This window comes from Collinsella aerofaciens ATCC 25986 (genome assembly GCF_964239575.1).
Lineage (GTDB): Bacteria > Actinomycetota > Coriobacteriia > Coriobacteriales > Coriobacteriaceae > Collinsella > Collinsella aerofaciens_BQ.
In genome coordinates this window covers 164,786-181,178 of the sequence record NZ_CAXSQQ010000002.1, presented here as the reverse complement: position 1 = coordinate 181,178, position 16,393 = coordinate 164,786, and the positions used below count along the sequence as shown (strand labels likewise).

The 16,393-nt window shown below is 58.0% G+C and carries 16 protein-coding genes; 10 read left to right on the top strand and 6 right to left on the bottom strand.

All coding sequences use genetic code 11. The features are described from left to right. Positions 1-638 precede the first annotated feature (638 nt). From ACESUZ_RS02695 to ACESUZ_RS02685, 3 genes are all read right to left on the bottom strand, one after another. Entirely contained in the window at positions 639-1,577 is a 939-nt protein-coding gene (locus ACESUZ_RS02695) for a helix-turn-helix domain-containing protein (protein ID WP_373198298.1), read from the bottom strand. A gap of 459 nt (positions 1,578-2,036) precedes the next feature. Then, positions 2,037-3,116 (bottom strand): 6-phosphofructokinase, encoded by a 1,080-nt coding sequence (locus tag ACESUZ_RS02690; RefSeq protein WP_373198296.1) that lies wholly within the window; start codon positions 3,114-3,116, stop codon positions 2,037-2,039. A gap of 141 nt (positions 3,117-3,257) precedes the next feature. Next, a complete protein-coding gene (locus tag ACESUZ_RS02685) occupies positions 3,258-4,343 on the bottom strand; it encodes a carcinine hydrolase/isopenicillin-N N-acyltransferase family protein (RefSeq protein ID WP_373198293.1) in 1,086 nt (361 codons plus the stop codon). 161 nt (positions 4,344-4,504) lie between these two features. On the opposite strand from ACESUZ_RS02685, the gene ACESUZ_RS02680 reads away from it, so the two are divergent. After that, positions 4,505-5,890 carry a M18 family aminopeptidase gene (locus ACESUZ_RS02680; protein ID WP_373198292.1) on the top strand — a complete coding sequence of 462 codons (1,386 nt, stop codon included), beginning with the start codon at positions 4,505-4,507 and terminating at the stop codon, positions 5,888-5,890. Beyond that, a complete protein-coding gene (locus ACESUZ_RS02675; RefSeq protein WP_329738403.1) occupies positions 5,891-6,073 on the top strand; it encodes a hypothetical protein in 183 nt (60 codons plus the stop codon). A 282-nt stretch (positions 6,074-6,355) separates the two neighbouring features. On the opposite strand, the gene ACESUZ_RS02670 is transcribed toward ACESUZ_RS02675, so the two are convergent. From ACESUZ_RS02670 to ACESUZ_RS02660, 3 genes are all read right to left on the bottom strand, one after another. After that, a complete protein-coding gene (locus ACESUZ_RS02670) occupies positions 6,356-7,291 on the bottom strand; it encodes a D-2-hydroxyacid dehydrogenase (protein WP_373198290.1) in 936 nt (311 codons plus the stop codon). A 130-nt stretch (positions 7,292-7,421) separates the two neighbouring features. After that, entirely contained in the window at positions 7,422-8,309 is an 888-nt protein-coding gene (gene map / locus ACESUZ_RS02665; RefSeq protein ID WP_117816942.1) for a type I methionyl aminopeptidase, read from the bottom strand. Between the two features lie 55 nt (positions 8,310-8,364). Further along, on the bottom strand, positions 8,365-9,141 hold the full coding sequence (locus ACESUZ_RS02660) for a radical SAM protein (RefSeq protein WP_373198288.1): 777 nt from the start codon (positions 9,139-9,141) through the stop codon (positions 8,365-8,367). A 225-nt stretch (positions 9,142-9,366) separates the two neighbouring features. Here ACESUZ_RS02660 and ACESUZ_RS02655 point away from each other — a divergent pair, with 225 nt between their 5' ends. From ACESUZ_RS02655 to ACESUZ_RS02620, 8 genes are all read left to right on the top strand, one after another. Further along, positions 9,367-10,164 carry an alpha/beta fold hydrolase gene (locus ACESUZ_RS02655; protein WP_349128052.1) on the top strand — a complete coding sequence of 266 codons (798 nt, stop codon included), beginning with the start codon at positions 9,367-9,369 and terminating at the stop codon, positions 10,162-10,164. A 211-nt stretch (positions 10,165-10,375) separates the two neighbouring features. Then, positions 10,376-12,256, top strand: a complete 1,881-nt coding sequence (locus ACESUZ_RS02650; RefSeq protein ID WP_373198286.1) for a diguanylate cyclase — start codon at positions 10,376-10,378, stop codon at positions 12,254-12,256. 23 nt (positions 12,257-12,279) lie between these two features. Next, positions 12,280-12,636: an Hpt domain-containing protein gene (locus tag ACESUZ_RS02645; RefSeq protein ID WP_373198284.1), complete on the top strand. Its 357-nt coding sequence runs from the start codon at positions 12,280-12,282 to the stop codon at positions 12,634-12,636. Between the two features lie 251 nt (positions 12,637-12,887). Next, the gene (locus ACESUZ_RS02640; RefSeq protein WP_373198283.1) at positions 12,888-13,427 is read left to right on the top strand and encodes a hypothetical protein; all 540 of its coding nucleotides are present in this window, start codon (positions 12,888-12,890) and stop codon (positions 13,425-13,427) included. Between the two features lie 8 nt (positions 13,428-13,435). Continuing rightward, positions 13,436-13,765 (top strand): helix-turn-helix domain-containing protein, encoded by a 330-nt coding sequence (locus ACESUZ_RS02635; RefSeq protein ID WP_316366833.1) that lies wholly within the window; start codon positions 13,436-13,438, stop codon positions 13,763-13,765. Between the two features lie 144 nt (positions 13,766-13,909). Further along, entirely contained in the window at positions 13,910-14,671 is a 762-nt protein-coding gene (locus ACESUZ_RS02630) for an ABC transporter ATP-binding protein (protein WP_373198282.1), read from the top strand. Beyond that, positions 14,668-15,492, top strand: coding sequence for a hypothetical protein (locus tag ACESUZ_RS02625; protein ID WP_373198280.1), 825 nt, complete (start codon positions 14,668-14,670; stop codon positions 15,490-15,492). The genes ACESUZ_RS02630 and ACESUZ_RS02625 overlap by 4 nt, the downstream gene beginning before the upstream one ends. 73 nt (positions 15,493-15,565) lie before the next feature. After that, positions 15,566-16,294, top strand: a complete 729-nt coding sequence (locus ACESUZ_RS02620) for a hypothetical protein (RefSeq protein ID WP_373198278.1) — start codon at positions 15,566-15,568, stop codon at positions 16,292-16,294. The last annotated feature ends 99 nt before the right edge of the window (positions 16,295-16,393 follow it).

The following is a 16,393-nucleotide window of genomic DNA, read 5'->3' as shown; positions in this document are numbered from 1 at the left end:
GTATCGGGTTCCCACATTCATCCGCACATGTGCGGATGAATGTGGGAGGTGTTCGGATAAAGTCGATAATCAAGGCCTCGGTCTGCCGCCTGCTCCGCGCCCGGGTCTCCCAGACATTGCACTGACGGGAGCGCTACAATCAAGTTGCCTTATCCGATTGTCCGCGCTCATGCTCCTATTAGGTCATGGCAGGACTCCGGGTCGCGGAAGCCGGGGCGAGACAGGTCGGATTTGAGGACGGCCGAAGAGGCGTCAGCAGGTCAGTGGGTCATCGTCCCGGCATTCAGCATCAGGGTAGCGCTGCGACGCGGAAATCGCGCGCTGTTGACGCGCCCCCGCAGTGCCCGCTTCCCCCAAGGACAATTATCAGTGCAGGTAGAAGGCCTGTCGATTTTCGAAAAAGGCGGTCATGGTTGGCCCCATCGAGTTAAACGTAGTAGATAGGCCCTTTTCGTGGCGGACCATCAAACGAACGCCGACGCTTGTGCTGTAGCCGCTCCGATCATTCGTAAGTTGCGGTGGAATAGTTCCTAAATTCGACTACTCAAGGCTAAAACCGGAACTATATCACCGCAACTTAGGAGGGAGGGGCGGGGGGGGGGGGTACTAGTTGGGTGCTGCCGTCGGGCTGGGATGGTTTAGGCTCGTTCGCGATGCTTCCATCGTTTACGGCACCAACGCATGAGTGCTTTTACGACCGGGATGGTGATGAGAATTACCCAGGCGGGATGGCGTTGCCCCAGACAGAGCCACATGTAGAGGAACCATGCCTCGGCACTGACCGAATAGACGACATCGATCAGCTTAGATAAGTGGCGTTGGTCGATAAAGTCGCCAAGCGCGTAATAGACGGGAATCAAAAAAACGAGGAAGAGTCCCGTAGCCCATGTGCCGTAGGCAATGCCGAGCACCAGGTAGGCGAGGGTGACGAGCGCGGGGAAGGGGAATTTGTTCCATGTACGTCCGACCTTGGTGTGGAAATGCTTGCCATGATGGTCGAGCTTGTCGTGTGCTTCCTTCCAGCTGGAAAACGTCTCGCCGTCGATGGTGACGGTGCCGTCGTCATTGGTATGCACGCTATGTCCATCGTCCTCAAGCGTATCGATATGCAATCCGCCTGGCCCCACATGGACCTCTTCGCCCTTGCGCTCGTTAGCCACATGGATGCCATTCCAGCCAACATGGACCTCTTCGCCTTTGTTGGGATCAATAACGTGGATGCCGCGCGTGAGGGAAATATCGACAAGTGGCTTATCGCTGTAACCAGAGTGCTCAGTAGAAGCCTCAGCCTCTTCAGCCTCATCTGAAGCTTTGGTGCCGGCGTCGCTGTCCTGTGCCTCATCATCAGCTTGCGAGTCGTCAGTGCTATCCACCGTCTCCCCATACAACAGCTCATCCAGCGACACGCCATACAGCGCGGCGAGCGCAATAAGGTTATCGGTATCGGGCGAGGACTCGCTGCGCTCCCATTTACTGACAGCCTGACGACTCACGCCCAGCTGGGCGGCAAGCGCCTCCTGAGAAAGCCCGGCAGCCTTGCGGCGATCAACGAGCCGCTGTGCCATCGCAAGATCCATGGTGGTTCCTTTCGTTTGATGGTCGAATCGAATGAGCCGAGTATGCTGAGAACAACCGGTAGCGACCACCATTTCTAGTTAGAACCTGCTCCAACCCTACCGCAACTACCGGTAGCAACCCCTAACGACCAGCCATTTCAGGACAAATGTCAGTGCAAGTAGCAGCCAAGAGCCCCCCATTCAGTAAGTTGCGGTGGAATAGTTCCTAGATTCAGCCATTTGCGGGCTAAGCGGGAACTATTTCACCGCAACTTAATTTCAGACCAGGCACCCGCAGCAAGAAGGCGAATAGCCTCGGCCTCCCTAGTTACCGCAGGAGGCCCCAGGGCTTACCTCCCAAATCTTTCCGCAGGACGGAAGGACCCCGCCGCGCGAAGCGCACGGCGGGGTCCTGACATGTCCGAGGACGATTTGGGAGGAAAGCCCCGGGGCCTCCGATGAGAGCAGTTCCAGCCGAGGCTATTCGTCGCCGAAGCTGATGCCCAACGCCTTGGCCTCGCGCACCAGATCGCTCTGGGGGTCGACAAACTTGAGCTTGCCGGCGACCTCCTCGAGCGGCATGTGGCACATCTTGCCGTCGCGCAGGGCGATCATGTAGCCAAACTCGCCGCGCAGGCAGCCCAGTGCCGCCTCGACGCCGCACTGGGTCGCAAAGATGCGGTCCTGGGCGTCGGGCTGGCCGCCGCGCTGCGTGTGGCCGGGGATGGCGACGCGGGTCTCGCGACCGGTCTTGGCCTCGATCTCCTTGGCGATGTCGTAGACGATCGACGGGCTCGTACGCTCGGCGAGCTTCTTCTTGTACTCCTTCTTGGACAGCGCCGCGTCCTCCTTGGAGATGGCGCCCTCGGCGACGGCTACGATGGTAAAGCGGCTGCCGGTCTCCATGCGATGCTCGATGGTCTTGATGACCTGGTCCATGTCGTAGGGGATCTCGGGAATCAGGATGACGTCCGCGCCACCCGCAACGCCGGCGTACAGCGGGATCCAGCCAACCTTGTGGCCCATGATCTCGATGACGAACACGCGGCCGTGGCTCGAAGCGGTGGTGTGGATGTCATCGATGCACTTGGTGGCGACGTCGATGGCGCTCGTAAAGCCAAACGTCATCTCGGTGCCCCAGGTGTCGTTATCGATGGTCTTGGGCAGGGCGATAACGTTGAGGCCCTCTTCGCGCAGGCGGTTGGCGGTCTTGGTGGAGCCGTTGCCGCCCAGCATAAACAGGCAGTCGAGCTGCAGCTTGTGATAGGTGTGGACCATTGCGGGCACCTTCTCGACGCCGTCAGCCTCGGGGGTGTCCAGACGCTTAAACGGCGTGCGGCTCGTGCCCAGGATAGTGCCGCCGCGGGTGAGGATGCCGCTAAAATCGGCGGGCGTCATGACACGGAATCTGCTGTAGATAAGGCCCTGGTAGCCGTCCTCAAAACCATAGATCTCGATAGGCTCTTCGCTATTGGTCATGAGCGTTTTGACGATGCCGCGCATGGTGGCGTTGAGCGCCTGGCAGTCGCCGCCACTGGTAAGAAGACCGATCCTAAGCATGATGAATCCTTCCGGGCAAGTTATAACATGCGCATAAGTTTACCCCCGCACACTGTTCGATACGGGGGTAAAACGTGTTAGCTCAAATGTATAGAAATGTAAGCAAAGTCAGGCGAGCGTAAGGACGACGGTGCCAGCTCCTTACAGCGCGAAGGCGTCGACGTCGCCCCAGTGGCGGCGCAGCGTGATGGCGGCAGCGGGCTCGGTATTGTCAAAGACGACCGACCACTGCGTGTTGCTGGTGATGTCTTCCGGATTTGGTTCTTGCGCCGCAGCGCGTAGGGCTTCCCAGACAATCGTTTCGTCCTGGGCGCCGACATGGGCGTCAAGGACATCGGCGATTGCGACGGCGCGTTCCTTGCCATGGCCCAGCTCGCCATTCTTTTGGTTGGGCAGCACTTCGTCGCCACAGCAGGCATAGAAGTTCGTAACCTGGCGTACAGGAGTCGCTTTGAAAGCGCGGTTCGGATCGTGCGGATCCCACTCTACTACGCGCGCGTCACCGGCGGCGTCGTTGATAAAGAAGTGGTAATCGCGTCCTGCCATGGCGTGCATGTCGTAGGCGGAAAGCAGGTCGACAGCTTCTTGCGTGGTGGCGGCACGGTCGAGTACCAGACGGATGGCGAGCGAGGTATTGATGACGGGGCGTTGCGTGTCCTGGTCACAGGGCTTGGAATCCAGGGTGAGTACGGCAATGGACACGCCGCACTCGTTAATACCGTCGAGCTGGGCAAACGGGCCCATGAGTGCGGCGGCGCGTCCGCCGACGGAGTCAAGCGGAGTGTTATCGCCCAGGTTGTTAAGGGCGGCAAACCCGATGGAGGCATAGCCGTCGCGTGGGTGATTGCGCACCAGCAGCGCCGAGGTGTCGTCCTTAAAGTCGTAATTGCGACCGGTGCGCACGCGGCCTTTGGCATCTACGGCGACAAAAGCGCTGCAGGCAAACTGGGGCGCCTGGACATGTACCGGCACACCGGGCAGCACCTGCGCCACCACGGCATCGATGTAGGCCTGGTCGTCGCGCACGCCAGCGGCGATGATGCGATCAAGATCGTAGTTGTAGGCGATGTCGATTGCGTACAGGTCATAGCCATCCGCATAGTCGGTCAAGCGTTTGAGCGAAGCGGCGGACTTGATTTGCTTGCGGTAGACGATGCCGGCGGCAGCGGCAAGGCCGACGGCGGTTCCTGCAACACCGCAGGCGATGGCAATGTTACGTGGCTTCATGACGGCTCCTCTCGTCCTGTTAGCGTAATTGTCGCAAAAGGTGTACGGGCATGATGGCTCAACTTGGCGAGCGGCGCGGGATTAAACATGGAATGAAAGGCATGGCACTGGCGCGGCGGGGTATGCTGGAGGGGACCATCAACCCAGCGAAAGGGGAGAGCATGACGGATCAGGAGACGCCCGAGCGCGCGCACGTGACGGCCGACGATATCGAGGCCGCCAACGACCTTATCGACTTTATCGAGGCATGCCCCAGCATGTTCCATGCGGCGGCGACCATTATGGCCGAGCTCGACGAGGCGGGCTTTACCTACCTGCCCGAGAATGCGGCGTGGGACATCGAGCCGGGCGGGCGTTATTACACGCAGCGCAACACCTCGAGCGTTGTTGCCTTTAAGGTGGGCGAGGACCTGGCCGCGACGTGGGGCGAGGACGGCGTTGCCGGCGACTACCATTTTCAGCTCACGGCGTCGCACAGCGATTCGCCGACGTTTAAGGTCAAGGCCGTGCCCGAGCTTGACGGCGCGGGCGAGACGCTGCGCCTGAACATCGAGGCCTACGGCGGCATGATCGACTACACCTGGTTCGATCGCCCGCTGGCGCTCGCGGGCCGCGTACTGGTGCGCGAGGGCGACCGTATTGAGAGTCGCCTGCTCGCCACCGAGCGCGAGGTTGCCATTATTCCGAGCCTTGCCATCCACATGAACCGCGGCGTTAACGAGGGCTTTGCTCCCAACCGAGCCGTTGACCTGTGCCCGCTCATCAGCGCTGGTGACCTTAAGCAGGGCGACTTTGATGCTCTGATCGCCGACGAGCTGGATGTTGAGCCCGAGCAAATTCTGGGCCGCGATCTGTTCCTGGTCAATCGCCAGGATGCGCGCATTTGGGGCTGGGCCGACGAGTTTATTTCGACGCCCAAGCTCGACGACCTGGCCTGCGCCTACACCTCGCTGCAGGCATTTTTGGGTGCCGAGAACGCGCGCGACGTTTCGGTCTTCTGCTGCTTTGATAACGAGGAGGTTGGCTCCGAGACCAAGCAGGGCGCCATGTCGACCTTCTTGGCCGACGCACTGCGCCGCATCAACGGATCGCTGGGCTTTGACGACGAGTCGTACCATCGCGCCCTTGCCGCCTCGATGCTCGTGAGCTGCGACAACGCGCATGCCGTGCATCCCAACCATGCCGAGAAGTGCGATGCGCGCAACCAGGTTGTGCTCAACGGCGGCATCGTCATCAAGGAAGCTGCCAACCAGCACTACTGCACCGACGCCTTTAGCCGCGCGGTGTTCCAGGCTATTTGCGATGACGCCGACGTGCCCACGCAGGCCTTCGCCAACAAGAGCGATATGGCGGGTGGCTCCACGCTCGGCAACTTGTCGAACATGCAGGCGAGCATGCACGCCGTGGACGTGGGCCTGCCGCAGCTGGCCATGCACTCAAGCTACGAGACCGGCGGCGTACGCGACGTGATGTACGCCATCCGTGCCCTCACCGCCTTCTACGAGCGCGACCTAACCATCAACGGTGCCGAAAGCGTGGAGCTCTAAATGCAGGCCGAAGACATGAAGGCCGAGCGCAAGATTGAGCTTATCGATCAGGGTTCGCAGCTGTTCGCCACTGCTTGCCGCGATTCAGGGGTCGACGTGTCCAAGGCGCGACCAACGAGCGATGAAGAACTCAAGCGTAACGCCTATTCGGACCGCTACGACGAGGAGACGGACTGGCTCTAATAAGCGGAGCGTCGAAAACACTAGGTGTATGTCTGAGATCACTTTGGCGAGAGTGTCGCAGACAGAACTACCGGTATGGCGTAAGCCACCTTGATCCCATTGCACCAAAAAGGAAACGCCGCAGGTTGAGCAAAAGTCAGCGAGAGCCCGCCGTTTGGCCAATCTGCCGTGAAATGAAAAGGCGCTGACCTTCTGGTCGCGCCTTTGAAATTGAACGGCAGATTGGCCAAACGGCGGGTTCGCAGCGTCGACCGGTCCGCCGTTCGTTAGAACGGCGGAACCCTAATGTTCGATCCAGCAGCGAAGCGTCTCGCCCGCCTGTAGATGACGCAGATTCTCCGCGGCGATGTCGACCACGTTGTTGAGCGTAGCCTCCAGGTGGAACCATCCGGAGACGTGCGGTGTGATGAGCATGTTGGGCGCATCCCACAGGGGGCTTGTCTCAGGCAGCGGCTCGGGGTCGGTGACGTCGACCGCGGCGCCGGCAAGATGTCCCGACTCCAGGGCGGCAACCAAATCGTCCGCAACCACGAGGTCGCCGCGGCCGCCGTTGGCAAAGAAAGCGCCTGGTTTCATCGCGGCGAAGAATTCGGCGTTCGCCAGACCGCGGGTCTCGGGTGTGCTGGGCATAAAGGTTGCGACGACGTCGGCCTCGGCCAGGCGCTCGGGCAGGGCGTCCATGCCGTCCATGTCCTCAAACACAATGGGGTAGACGAGCGGATGGCGCTTGATGCCGCGGACGTGCGCACCCATACTGCGGCAGAGCGTGGCGAAGTGGCCGCCGATATCGCCCGCGCCCAGCACCAGCACGTTGGCGTTTTTGAGCGAGGTGACCGGGCCCAAGTCCTCCCAGCGATGCTCGCGCTGCAAGTCGTGGTAGCCGGGCAGGCGCTTCATCATGGAAAGGACCATGGCAAACATATGCTCGCTCACGGCCTGGCCGTAGGCGCCTACCGAGCAGGAAAGCTTAGCATCGGCCGGCACGGTGCCGGCGGCCAAGTAATCGTCATAGCCAGCGGTCTGCAATTGCAACAGCTGGAGATGTTCGCATGCCGTGAGCATGTCAGGGTCGATGTTGCCCAAGATCACGTCGGCATCGGCGACCTGCTCGCGCGTGGCGGCGTCGGAGCTCGTGTAGATAAAGTCCTCGCCCGGAGCGCTCGACTCAAGAATTGTGCGATGACGGTCGTTGACGGGCAACAAAACCAGGATGTTCACAAGCAGTCCTCTCCGCTCGACCTGCCAAAAAGGGACAGGTTTATTTTGGCAGGTTTTATCAGGCAAAACGCTCAAACAAAAACGCCGGATGCAAGACGAGCGTGCCCGTCAGCATCCGGCGCATCCACGGCTACCAGCTCAGCAGCTCGTAGCCGTCCTCGGTCACCACGAGCTGTACCTCGCATTGGGCCGAATCGCTGCCGTCCTTGGTGCGTACGCACCAGCCGTCACCCTTGCTAATCTTGATGTCGGGCGCTCCGGCATTGACCATGGGCTCGATGGTAAAGACCATGCCCGGGGCCATGATGGTGTCCACATCGGGTGCCTCGGTGGTAAAGCCCACAAACGGGTCCTCGTGGAACTCCTTGCCAATGCCGTGTCCGCCGTACTCGCGCACCACGCTAAAGCCGGCGTCCTCGACTGTCTTTTGCACGGCCTCGGCCATAACGGACAGCGGCAGCCATGGCTTGACGGCCGCCAGACCCGCCTCCACGCTGGCGCGGGTGACGTCGACCAGGCGCTGGCGCTCGGCCGAGACTTCGCCGATGCAGAACATGCGGCTCGAGTCGCTAAAGTAGCCGTCTAGGATCGTGGAGCAGTCCACGTTGATAATGTCGCCCTCGTGCAGCACGTCTGTATCGCAGGGGATACCGTGGCAGACGACGTCGTTGATCGAGGTGCACACGCTCTTGGGGTAGCCCTCATAGTTGAGGTCGGCCGGCGTGCCGCCGTGCTCGACGGTGTAGTCGTAGATCATCTGGTCGATCTGGTTGGTGGTCATGCCCGCGGCGATGTGTTCGCCTACGTAATCGAGCACGCCCACGTTGATAGCGGCCGAGCGCTTGATGCCTTCGATATCGGCGGGTGTCTTGTAGAGCGTGCGAGGCAGAACCTCCCAGCCCTCTTCCCACAAGCGCTCGAGGCGCTCATCAAAGGCGCTATGGCATTTCTTGTATTTCTTGCCGCTGCCGCACCAGCAAGCGTCGTTGCGGCCAGGCACGGGTCCATTGTCAAACATGGCTAACTTCCTTTCATTCGCAGCTAGTATAGCCCACTCACAGGGCAGCTGCGCGCTAGTAGCTCACCTGACAGGGGATGCCGAGGGCGCGCACGCGTGCGGCAATCTTGTCGAGCACCTCGGGCGCTGCTTTGGCAAGGCCGGCGATCGGTGTCTCGCGCGCTACCGTGTAGATGGTCGCTTCTTGTGGGCGAATGCGCTCAAGCGCCGCGAGCCAGGGGGCAACGTACTCCTCGCCGGTGTTGTCGATGAGCTTGCCCTGATACTCACCGGTCAAAAAGATCGTCTGGATAATGACATGACCGTCAAAGCTTGCGAACGTCTCGATCTGGTGCTCTACATCGTAGGGGCCAACAGGCTGGTCGAGCAGCTGGATAAACGCCGGGTTGACGGTATCGAGCTTAAGAATGTTGTCGTCGACCATCATGAGCGCATCGTGCACCTCGGGGCAGTCGGCGCGCGTACCGTTGGAGAGCACGGCGATTTTGGAGTTTGGGGCAAGCTCGTCGCGCAGCGCGACGGCGCCGGCGATGGCCTGCGGAAACTCCGGTGCGGCGGTGGGCTCGCCGTTGCCTGCGAAGGTGATCACATCGGGGAGCTCGCCCTCGGCTGCCATCTCGCGGAGCTTTGCCTCGAGCGCGTCGAGTACCACGGCGGCTGTGTTGTACGGCTCATGGCAGGGGCGCTCGGCGTTGAGGCCGTTTTCGCAGTAAATGCAGTCGAACGTGCAGATTTTGCCGCTGGCCGGCATCATGTTGACGCCGAGCGAGAGACCAAGGCGACGGCTGCGAACGGGCCCAAAGATGGGGCTGGCATTCAAAAACGTAGACATAGGCATATGCTCCTCAAGACAATTGTGCCTAAGCATAGCATCGGCTCCAAAGCAAGGCGCGGGCTCTTGCTTTACAAGTTTCGTTTTTTCACGTCGCTCATTATGCCGTGCCATGAAAAGCCTCGGGTCGGGTACAGTTAATCTGTTAACAAGGCGTAAGACAATGCGGGCCCATCTAGCCGTACTGACGTGCAACTGGATGAGCATTGATTATGGGGGCACAACATGGATTTTACGGTCGAGGATGCGGGCACCACGATTGCCTGTCGCGAATATGCCGGCCCGGATGTGTCGCCTGATGCTCCTGCCTTGGTGTGCGTGCACGGCGCTTGTGTCGACGGCACATTTTTCGACGGTATCGCTTGTGAGCTCAGCCGCAACTACCGCGTGATTGCCTACGACCGCCGCGGCTGCGGTGGCAGCAGCGATGCGGCAGACGGCAGCTATGATCTTGCCGCTCAGGCCGCCGATCTGCAAGCCGTGATCGAACACGTTGGCGCTCCGGCAAATGTGCTTGCGCATAGCGCCGGTACGTTGGTGGCGCTGGAGCTTCTTCGCACCGAACCCCATCTCGTCGCCCGTGCGATTCTGCATGAGCCGGCTGTGTCGGCCGAAGGCGTCGGTATGGGCGCAGCTCCGGTTTTGCTCGATATGATTGCGGCTGGAAAGGTTTCAAGGGCGCTCCGGCTTTTCTTGGGAGCCCTCGGCGACTTGGACCCCGAGGCTCCTGGGACGACCGAAGCGGAAGTCAAACATGCCCTGCGCAATGGTCGTTGCTTTATGGCGAACGAATATGGAACAAATATGACATATGCTCCCGACTGGGAGCGCGCCCGCGCGTCAAAGGCGGTGTCGGCCGTGTTTTTGGGCGAGCTTTCGGTCGATACGCCCCGCGAGGCTGGTACGCGAGCGGCTGCCGAATATCTCGATTGCCCCCTTGTGACGATCCCGGGCGCGCATAACGGTTTGCGCGATCGCCCCGTTACGGCGGCAAACGCCGTTCGCGATGTCTTGGAGCGTTAGCACGCTCGATGACCTGCGGGGAGAAGGGCTGTTAGCGTTTCGTCATTGTTAACGAATGCGCCCATAACCGCGCGCCTGCGGCTCCATTACCGCCGTTTGCCAGGTCATAAAAATGCAACGATAATCGCGCGTTTGCCTTCAGCTGTTAGATGTTACCCTTGTACCAATTGATATGCACCGTTGCCGTGCGTAACGATAGAAAGGGCCCCATATGCTCAATAATCACGAGGTCAATCTAACCGACGAGGAGACTGCCGCCGAGGTCGCCCGCGTCGCGAAGACCTACCCCGTGGTGCGTTTGCTGTCGGCCGATCAGATTAAGAGCGAGCCTAACTGCTTGCTCGCCGGCGATCGCTGCCCTTGTCTGCGTCAGTCGAGTCTTGAGGCCTTGACAGGTTCCGATGATGTATCGGAGCAGCTGCTCAATGATGGTACCGAGTACCGCGCTCGCCTGCGCCCTCTGAAGGTCGAGGGCGAGCCTCACGTCCTGCTGATGGTGCGTCCGATCGATGAGCAAGAGGCTGCAGAAGAGGACCTCGTCTACACCGACGTGCTGACGGGTGTGCGCAATCGCCGATATTACGAGGAAAAGCTCCGTAGCGCCCGCATGAATGCCGGCGTTGCGGTGATCGACCTTGATGATTTTAGGGTCTTCAACGATACGTGTGGCCGTCATGCCGGCGACCTTGCGCTCGGTGCTGTGGCGACAGCCATACGCAGCGGAATTCGTTCGACTGACGAGCTCGTACGCTATGGCTGCGACAAGTTTGTGGTCGTCATGCCCAATATTCCCTCCGATGACTTCACCCGTCGCCTGCACCAGGTGTCCGATGCCGTTCATGCCACGATTGTTCCGGGCCATGAGTACGTGAGCTTGACGGCATGTGTTGGTGGCGTTCGCATTCATGGCGAGACGGTCGATGAGGGCGTTGGCCGCGCTGTCCAGTTATTGAGCCGCGCTAAGGCAAAAGCCGGTACGGTCGTGACCGATGCCGATTCCATCGAAGCCTTCCAAAGCGAAAAGCCTTTGGTGCTTATTGTCGATGACTCCGAGATGAACCGAGCCATTCTCAACGAGATGCTCAAGGACGAGTATTGCATCCTCGAGGCCGACAACGGTCGTACGGCGCTCGACATGGTCGACCGCTATGGCGATGAGTTGTCGCTCGTGCTGCTGGATATTGTCATGCCGGGCATAAGCGGCTTTGAGGTGCTGGCCGATCTGTCGCGCCGATCGGGTATCGACAATCTGCCTTTCATCATGATTTCGAGCGAAGATTCCGATGATATGGTTCTGCGCGCGTACGAGCTGGGCGCTTCGGACTATATCAACCGCCCGTTTGACTCCCGTGTCGTGCGCCGCCGTGTGAGCAACACCATCCGCCTATACGCCAAACAGCGCCGCCTGACGAACCTGCTGTCCCAGCAGTACAACGAGCGCGTCAAGAACAGTCGCATGCTCATCGACATCATGGCCGGCGTCATGGAGCTTCGCAACGGCGAGAGCGGCAGGCACGTTACGAACATCGAGAAGCTGACCGAGCTGCTGCTTGGCTGTCTGGTCCGGCGTAGCGACACGATCTCCCTCGACAATGAGGAACGCTCCACGATCGCCCTGGCTTCGGCGCTGCACGATATCGGCAAGATGTCGATTGACGATGCGATTCTCAACAAGCCCGGACGCCTTACGCCCGAGGAGTTCGAGATTATGAAGACGCATACCACGATCGGCGCCGACATGTTGCTTGAGCTGGGCCGCCATCACGTCGGCAATGCGCTTATGGAATATGCGTACCAGATTGCGCGTTGGCATCACGAGCGCTGGGACGGCAAGGGCTATCCCGATGGCCTTAAGGGCGACGATATCCCCATCGCCGCGCAGGTGGTCTCGGTGGCCGACGTGTATGATGCGCTGACGAGCGTGCGCGTGTACAAGGACGCTATCCCGCACAAGGAGGCGATCCAGATGATCCTGGACGGTAAGTGCGGCACCTTTAACCCGCTGTTGCTCGACTGCCTGCTCGAGGTGCAAGACCGTATTGCCGAGACGTTGGCACGCCCCGCCGACGTTGTCGCGTTTCCCACGATTTAGTTTGACCAAAGGAGTTTTAATCCATGATTTCCATGCGTGAGGCGTATGAGAAGATCGGCGCTAATTATGATGACGCGTGCGCTCGGCTGATGGGCGAGGAGATGCTTGCCCGCTTTGCCCTCAAGTTTTTGGATGACGAGAGCATGGACAAGCTGGAGGCCGCCATGGCGGCAGGAGACGCCGAAGGTGCGTTTATGGCAGCGCACACGCTCAAGCGCGTGAGCCAGAACCTGGGATTTGATAATCTGTACGAGCCGGCGGTTGTGGTGACCGAAGCACTGCGCGGCGCCGATGCCGTTGACGGCGCTCGCGAGGGAATGCATGCGTTGCAGCAGCAATATGCGGCTACGATGTCGGCCCTGCGCGAGGCGGCCGAATAAGAGCTTGCGGGCCTTGATGACTATGAGAGTGGATAATCTCCCGTTTTAGGCCCGGTGGCGGCCTTAAAGTGGGAGATTATCCACTCTCGTTCGATATGTGTCCAAAAATCCACGCTCACCCCTCCGGGTTAGTAAATGGCCTATGCGCACTGGCGGGGCTTTCCGCATGCAATCAATATCGTTGTTCGATAAACTGTTCGAATAACGATAGAGTCGATGAGGGTGAGTGTATGTCTAACAGCGTTCAGCGTATGGCCAAAGCGGGCGAAAATATCAGGAAGCTTGGCTTTTGCATGACAGCCGTTTTTGCAGGGATGCTCGTCGCTTTTGCCGCGTTGGTTGTTTACGTGATCTGGTATGCGGTTGCAAACGTTGCCTCTGTCGATTCTTTCGGCGTCGTGACGCTTCTCGATGGCGGGTGCATCGTTATCCCAAGCGGACTGTGCCTGGCACTCGTCGTGGGTATTTCGCTTGTCGTTCTGTGTGGGATCAGCCGTAACATCTCGCGAGGCGTCTCGCCCTTTACCAAGACGCATGTGCGGCTTATCCGTGTTCTTGCGCTTGCCTTTGCTGTTAACGCCGCGGTTTCGCTTATTGGTGCCTACGGATCGGTCAATCTTACCATTGGTGGGCTGGAGCTTTACGTCGTGCCTCATTCCTTCGTTATTGAGATTTGCCAAGGCGTTGCCTTTGATGCGGGGTCGCTTATCGGCGCGGCTGTCTGTCTGTGTATCTCGGTGATCTGGAGTTATGCCTCGCTGCTCCAAGAGCAGTCTGACGAGCTTGTGTAGGAGGAAGCATGAGCTATCTCATCATCGAGCTTGAGACGCAGCTACTTAAGACCGGAAAGACCAGTGCTGATCTGATTCGTGCCACGGGGCATACTCCGGCTAATATTTCTAAGCTAAGAAACGGAAAAATTAAAGCTATTCGCCTTAAGACGCTTCTCGATATTTGCGATGAACTTGACTGTCAACCGGGAGATATTATTCAGCGCGTGAGCGAGAAAGAGCTTGAGGAGCTTATTGTTGAGCGTGCAAAAAATGTCGTGAGGCAGATGCGGGACGGCGGAGGCAATGAGGCGTTGCTTCCGACATCAGTCTTTGCTGTAGATTTGAGCGACGAGTAGCATAAAGCGAACAACTATAACGAAATATCAGCGTAAAGGGGCCCGTGTCTAACACGGGTTCTTTCTTTTAGATTACCTTGACAAATATGAGTTATCGAAAAACAATAACAACTATGAAAAACGATAAAGGAAAGAAGGAACGATATGAGCGGTTTTGCTATCAAGCAGAACGGGAGGCCGATGAACGCATCAGCGATAAAGTTATCAAAGGTGTCAAAGCGCTACGGGAAACGGCGCGTTTTGCATGACGTTTCCTTCGAGGTGCATCAGTCTGAGCTCCTTGCCCTTGTTGGTGCAAACGGTGCGGGCAAAAGCACGCTTATTAAAATCGTCTTGGGCCTCTGCGAGCCGTCGTCGGGGAGCGTGGAGCTCTTTGGGGGCAAGTCGAAAAAAGAGCTGAGCCTGATGCGGACGCGTGTCGGCTATGTGCCAGATTCCTGCGGAGCATACCAATCCCTCAGTGCGGCTGAGAATCTTCGGATCCGATGTGCGGAATGGGGGCTTGATGCGAATCGTGAGATTCCTCGCGTTTTGAGCCTAGTCGGGCTGGACGTCGAAGAGAAAAAGAGCGTGAACAGTTTTTCTCTGGGAATGAAACGGCGGCTGGATATAGCTACGGCTTTGTTGGGCGACACCGACGTACTAATTTTCGATGAGCCGGCAAATGGATTGGACCCGCTGGGCATCGAGAGTATATGGGCCCTTATCAGTCGATTGAATCGAGAACAGGGTAAGACCATGCTCGTCTCTAGCCATGATTTGGATGAGTTGGCATCAGTTGCAACAAGTTGCGTGTTTATTCATGACGGCGAACTGCTGAAAAAGGAATCGATGGACGTCATAAGGGATGAGGCGTCGTCCCTAAAAGAGTATTACAGGCGCTTGATGAAGGCGGTCTCGCTATGAAGCGGGCGATCCATCCCATAAAGGCAGATATGATGCGTTTGCACAGGATGTTTCCGGCGAAGCTTGGTCTTGCGCTTATTCTGGCGTTCGGCCTTCTCTTCGGTGTCTTTCTAAAAAACGGAACAACGTTGCTCGCCTTTGGCAATAGCGTTTTTGGGGAGGATATTGGTTTCTGCTGGAATGTAATCGATCCTTCTGCATCCGATGAGTCCCTTGTGCGCAGTGCTTTTGCCGGCACGTCTCTGTTCGTTCCGCTCATCGTTTGCCTGGCGATTTTACAGGAGCGCGGCTATGAAGAGGGGCACCGAATTTCTTCAGCAAGAGGTCTTACCCGCTTTAATGGGGTCCTAGCACATGTGCTTTCGTTTGCTTTAATAATTGGCGTAGCATATAGTGCGCTTTGCCTTCTTCTTTTTGCAATAGCCATAATACGTGGAGGGCATAACCTCTCGCACGATATGCTAACTGCATTTTTGCCTGCAATGATAGTCAACGCTGTATTGGTGATATCGGTTGCGCTGGAGACGGTGACCATCTATCGGATTACAGACAGCGCTGTATTGAGCGGGGCTGCGATAATTATTGGATTTGTCATGAGCTTGACGCTCTACGGAACCTTCCTTCAGGCGCCCATACCGTCCTTGCGATGGATTTTCCTTCTTCCGGGGCCGTATCTTGGAGTCGGATGTGCCCTTGGGTATAGCGATATGGGTCAGCTGACACTTCTGGGATACGGCGTGGCAGCCAGCTGTCTATCGGTATTGATTTACGCTCTCGTGAGCTTTCGTGCTGGGGGTGTGCTCAATGGCTCGCCAGACTAGAAGATTTCTTCATTCAGAATTGAGGCATGTGAGCAAATGGACGTACGCCTTAATCCTGGTAATTTATGCGTGCATGGTGGTATTGCAGCTTAATTCTTTCCCGATGTGGTTCTGTAGCCTCCGTGAGAACAGTTTCTTGGGCTTTTTCCCAGACCCGACTCTTCGGCTTTCGGCAGAGGATGTCCTTCTATTTGGTAATGCAGAGGTTTTCCGCGGTCTGCTGTTCAACGTGGCCCCGTTGGCTCATGCATTGTTCTTTCCGTTCATCGCGGCTTGCATTGTGCCGCGCTTTGTCAGTTCGGGCTTTATTGAGGAACCGTGGGGGTTGTCGGAGGCTCGGGGAGGGAAGCGTGTGTGCGCTATCGTTGCGCGAGTGGTGCTGTCTTCTTTTGCCCTTTTGGGCGCGTTTATCCTGTCGAGTGTCGTTTTGTACTGCCTTAACTGCGCGATTGTTTTAGATGCTCAACAGTATTTCAACCTGAATATTTTTTGCTATCGACTTGTTCTTGCTGCCGCTGCCTGCCTTGCATACGTGGTTTCTTGCGTAATCGTTGTTTCCTATTTTGGATCCGGCTTCGGTCCGATTGGCATGCTGTTGCTCGTCAACGTTGTAGCGATCTACATACAGCTCGGGGCCAATTCCACGCTTCCGCTTCCAGCCTCGATGCTCATGTGGATTTGCGGTGTGACCCCGTTGCGGGACGGCCAATGCGTTTCGATTTTAATTGACTGCCTAATAAACGTAGCAAGCGTTTTTACCATTTGCTTCACTATCGACCGATTGCGGTCGAGATTTATTTGATTGTTTGTGAGGGATAATCATACCGAGCAAACCAAATGCAGGCGGGCGGGCACCGTGGCTGGTGTTCGCCCGCCTGGCATAGGAGGCTTTAACCTGAGT